The organism is Parabacteroides sp. AM08-6 (assembly GCF_003473295.1).
GTDB lineage: Bacteria > Bacteroidota > Bacteroidia > Bacteroidales > Tannerellaceae > Parabacteroides.
Map to the genome: position 1 here is coordinate 587 of NZ_QRMP01000059.1, position 4,822 is coordinate 5,408.

The 4,822-nt window shown below is 35.3% G+C and carries 4 protein-coding genes; all 4 read right to left on the reverse strand.

All coding sequences use genetic code 11. The features are described from left to right. Window positions 1-136: 136 nt before the first annotated feature. A complete protein-coding gene (locus tag DW103_RS17650; RefSeq protein WP_122278564.1) occupies window positions 137-547 on the reverse strand; it encodes a DUF3244 domain-containing protein in 411 nt (136 codons plus the stop codon). A gap of 154 nt (window positions 548-701) precedes the next feature. Further along, window positions 702-2,390, reverse strand: coding sequence for a tetratricopeptide repeat protein (locus DW103_RS17655; RefSeq protein WP_158576713.1), 1,689 nt, complete (start codon window positions 2,388-2,390; stop codon window positions 702-704). A 113-nt stretch (window positions 2,391-2,503) separates the two neighbouring features. Next, the gene (locus DW103_RS17660; protein WP_122278568.1) at window positions 2,504-3,514 is read right to left on the reverse strand and encodes a hypothetical protein; all 1,011 of its coding nucleotides are present in this window, start codon (window positions 3,512-3,514) and stop codon (window positions 2,504-2,506) included. Between the two features lie 126 nt (window positions 3,515-3,640). Then, the coding region (locus DW103_RS17665) for a 6-bladed beta-propeller (protein WP_122278570.1) at window positions 3,641-4,822 on the reverse strand (1,182 nt) is incomplete at its 5' end.

Genomic DNA, 4,822 nt, shown 5'->3' on the forward strand with positions numbered 1-4,822 from the left:
TTCTTTCCAAGTTTCCGACAATTCCTTGAAAACTTCAGGGAGAGGCATCCGTTTGGATGACCATATTTGATGAATGACTTTAGGGGTTTCCATAAGATATATTGATTTTAGTAGTCGCTGCTTTCCCTTTTCATATTCAATCAAGAGAAAAATCGCCTAATAAGCAATCCCCCCACTGATTCGTCAACTCCAAATGATACTCTTTCCCTGTTTCCCAACCATCAAGTGGTATAGATAAAAAACACATTGGAGCTTTTATTATCTCTTCTTTAACAACAGTTGAACCATCCATGATTCTTACAACTATGTCAGAACGAAAAGAAGTAGTTTGAATGAACAAATTAGTCGCACCCAAAACTACAGTAATAGGACAATCAGCAATTACGGAACGCTTCCCTTCCAACCATTCACCATCTAAAGGTATATCCTTTTTCTTTACTGTCGACACCGTATTTCCATCATCTTCAGCCAAAAGAGTAATAGGATTCAATAAAAGTGTAAAGCATAAAATCACACTTAAAATGCGTACTAGATTTTTCAATTGCATAATATTTAGTTTTTATTAATTTGATTGAAAGCAAAGGTACAACAATATATACATTTCTGATGGACAGGCCAAGCACAGACATAACGCACTATAAAACAATATATTACAACGATTTCACGTCCATTATTTATACAAGTAAGATGGACAGGCAGTATCAAAAATGCGCGATATAGTCATCCAATTTTTCCACATTTGTTATATTAGGATCATTTATATGCTTTATTATCCGTTGTTTTCTCTTACTCACTGTTGATTTCTGTATATTCATCAATACAGCGATATCCAAAATAGAAAAATTTAATTTAGCCAAACAACAAAACTTCAGGTCATCATTTGTTAACATGGGATGTTTCTCTCTTAATCGTTTAGAAAAACAATTACACATCACATCAACCATGACAAACAACTCATCCCAATCCTCATTACTCAATTCAGACAAATCCTGTTTTATGCGAAGAAGGATATTTGGGCAAGCCTCTTTCTTTTTCAATTTTGTCTGATACTTCTCAATATCCTTTCCTTTCAAATCTAAAGAACATTCTAAGTTATTTATCTTAATACATAATTTCTCATTCGTCTTTTTTATTTTCTCATTTTTTAGCAAAATATTCTTTCTCTCATTTTCTAATTGTTCTTGTTTGCTTTTATCTTCTTTAATCAAATCATTTAAGTATCTGATTTTCTCTTCATTTTTCAATATCAACTTTTTCCCTTTTTCCAATTCTCTTGAATAAATCCCTAACTTCCGCTTTATTGATAGCATTCTTCGATTCTTTTCTAGCAAAACACGATGAAAATTCATTACTAAGCCATAAACACAACCGCTAAATATCAAAAAAAGGATAACAAAGAATAACATTCTCTGCTTTTGCTTCCAGCGCAGTTGGCTATTGATATTTAGCAATTTTTCATTCTCATACTTTGCCGTTATATCCAATATCATTTCCTGTGTCTTCAGCGAACTTATCGAATCCGTATATTTCCAGAATTTATTATTGTACTCTATAGCCTTTTCATATTTACCCTGTTCCTCGAATAAATAATAGAAAGATTGGTAAACTCTTCTTTTAGTATATATATTATCCGCCTGAAGTGCTTTATTTAGATATTTCTCTGCTTTATCATATTTACTCCAGATTCTATACATATTTCCGATTGACAAATAAATTCTTGTTTTATCAGAATGAATATCTTCCATCTTTTCTACATAATGCAGGCAAGCTGAAGCCAATTCCAATTGGCGTGTACGGACATAAATAGAAGCAAGTTCGTTTAGCCCAAGTCTCAAAATCGCTTTATCTCTAATCTTTTCGGCTATTTTGATTGCTTCTTGGTAGGAAGAGATTGCATGCGACCAATCTTCTTGCAACCCGTAAGCTCTACCTATATAGGCATAAGCTACAGCTATAGATGAACTATCTTTATCTAAAACAGCATATTTATAAGAATCCTGATAAGCTGATAAAGTTTGTTTCACCAGAGGTAGATAAGCATATAGATGACCAATCTGTGAAGTAATTAAAAACAACAAACTATAATCAGTACCTTCTTTCGCTATATCTAAAGCCCTCAAATAAACTTTTATAGCATTCTCTCTCTCATTCAAACTTTGGAGGACTCTTCCTTTATAATATAGAGATGTTGCATACCTACTATGATTATTTGTATGTTCAAAGTAATCAATTGCTATATTTATCACCGAATCCGATGTATGCTCCAGATAATTCTTATCCCGTGCCTGTGTCAGTAGCAGGCACCAGGTTGCATAATCTTCCGCGGATTGTTTTTCCGGGGATTGAATAGCTTCCAATAAGAGCAGTGCACTATCGGGAGATTCGGACATAAAGGTTTCGGCCTGATGCAAAACCGGAGCTATCGTGGTAGTTTGCCGGCATGCTATAAGGCTTGATAAACAGAAATAAAGTATCAGAAATGCAGATATTCTCATTTTACCAGTTATTTAGCCAGATTATAACGCACGATACAGGATCTTTCCCCTTCCTTTCGCAACAGTACTGCAAATAGATATTTTTCGTCTTGGTCTACTGCTAGCGAGTACATGGGTTCGTGGGTTTTGTAGCGGGCTACGATATAACCCTTTCTATCCAATACTGTTATCGTGTTTTTTAACGGAGAGTGGACAGAAGAATTGACATTGTTTAATGCGTAAATATGTTTCTTTGTCAATTTCACTTCTTCAAAACCACGCGTATGTCCTCCTTTTAGTGATATACGATTCGGTTTAATTTCATAATTATTCTTACCCAATGTTCGTTCCCACTGAAATTGCAACTCCTTGCCGGACCATTTATATAAGGCTATGTAACTGAAATCATAACTACCATATACAAAATATTTCCCATCTCCGTCCATAGTTCCCGCATATTTTGCACGGAATGCTTCACCGACACCCCCTCCTTTTACCGGCATTCTGCCATAGTCGTATATCCAATAATAGTCGTCTTTGTGCTCATATATTTTAAACAGGCCGGAACCGTTATAGGCCATCCCTACGTATACATTTTCTTTTAGCTTCATTGCGCCTAAAGATGGGGTATTTTCTTTCAAATGAAAAAGAGAGGTGAATGTTCTCGTTATCGAACCATTCGCAATATCCAGGGTCTTAAAGGAGCAAGAACCGTAATGATAAAAATCAATCGTTGCTTTTAAACCCGGATACCGGGGCAATGGAATCGTATCCGTATCGCCTGTATCACAATAAGACCAGGCGGACTTGTCCTGATAGTTCAATATTTGATAAGAATACTGCTGCATAGTGTTTTTGACAAACAACAACGAGTCATTTAAGATTTGCAACGATGGGAAATTCCGATAGTCTTCTATCGTCCAAATGGTATCACAAGGCAAGTCGGAAAGAGATACCTCTTCCAAATTGTTCCACTTTTGTTGCTTTCCACAAGCTGACAAGAGTAGTACTGCTAAAATAGTTATTATCTGTTTCATCATATATAAGATTACCTTGAAACGTTGAAATTTAAGCAATAATCCTGAATCAACAAAACTTTTTACTTTTTTTATCAATTCGGATTATTGCTCCTTATTTTGCCAGTACTACCTTTTCAAAAATTCTTCTCACTTTCTCCTGACGCGCACCAATATTGAATTACTTTTATCCTCATCTATTGTTTTCAGGAACTTTTTATATGCCTGAGAAGGGCTCTCCAATGCTTCGCTTTTTTCCAACAATGCTCCAGGTTCAAAAAGGGACAGATAATACTCATCGGTTATTATATCTGGCCAAAAAGAAGGACCTCCGGCTATATCATCCACGATTCCAACTTTATCATCCTCTTTATTGATAACAAATCCTGTCCGATTCTTTTTATCATAAACAACTCTCGGGCATTTCATTTCCGGATTATAATAATAGCGACATTGCAAATACATATAATGTTCATCTTCCAAAACTCTTGGTATCTGATAATAATCACCTAATTTCTTACGAAAATTACTAAATCGCTCATTAAACGTCATTTCCAAAGGGGATTTATATTTTCCCATGTCAATAATAGTATGTACCTTATAATCCGGACCATCTAACCTCCAAATCGTATCATTGTCTTCGAATCCTTTAAAATAAATTTTATCTTTATATGAATAAAATGGTTCACGTCCGTTCACAAAAGTTCCATAAGTAAATCCTTCTCCGGGTTCATAAAAGCATGTGTTAGGAATTCCTCCTATGGTGTCAAGCTTGTTATCCAGCATTGTTAACACATACTTTTCACGTCCAAAAACCTGTTTAGCAGCATAATAAATACTATCTGACCGTTCCATACTAAAATAGCTACCAGGCAGCTTTGATGAACGCAAAAAAGAGCCGTCAAACGAATAAAAAAGAACTTTCTGGCTATCCACAATTATCAGTTCTTTCTTTTCGTCATTCACAGAATATCCTAAAATCATATTAAATTCTCCGGGGCCTTGTCCTTGTTTCCCTATTTCCCGTATAAAATTCCCCTCTGGGGTAAACTGGCAGATTGTGCCGGAATTTACAAACAGGTAGTCTTTTGAACATTTGATATCGCCCGCTACTATAATTTTGGAAGAAGGAGCTTTCAACTCTATATATTCGACCGTATCGGCTATCTCTGAAAGCGTCATTGCTTTTGGGGTGTTTAAACATTCTTCCAAACGGATTGTATAAACTGCTTCCTCCTCCTCTTTCGCTTCATTATCACGCTGCATAGAGTTACCGCAACTAATATTCGACAGCAATAAAAAAAGTAACAAATAACTTCTCATGTTTTTCAT

What these genes read in the sequence shown, in the direction of transcription:
- DW103_RS17655 (WP_158576713.1), bottom strand. Translation starts at nt 2,390, where the DNA reads ATGTCCGAATCTCCCGATAGTGCACTGCTCTTATTGGAAGCTATTCAA.
- DW103_RS17660 (WP_122278568.1), bottom strand. Translation starts at nt 3,514, where the DNA reads ATGATGAAACAGATAATAACTATTTTAGCAGTACTACTCTTGTCAGCT.
- DW103_RS17650 (WP_122278564.1), bottom strand. Translation starts at nt 547, where the DNA reads ATGCAATTGAAAAATCTAGTACGCATTTTAAGTGTGATTTTATGCTTT.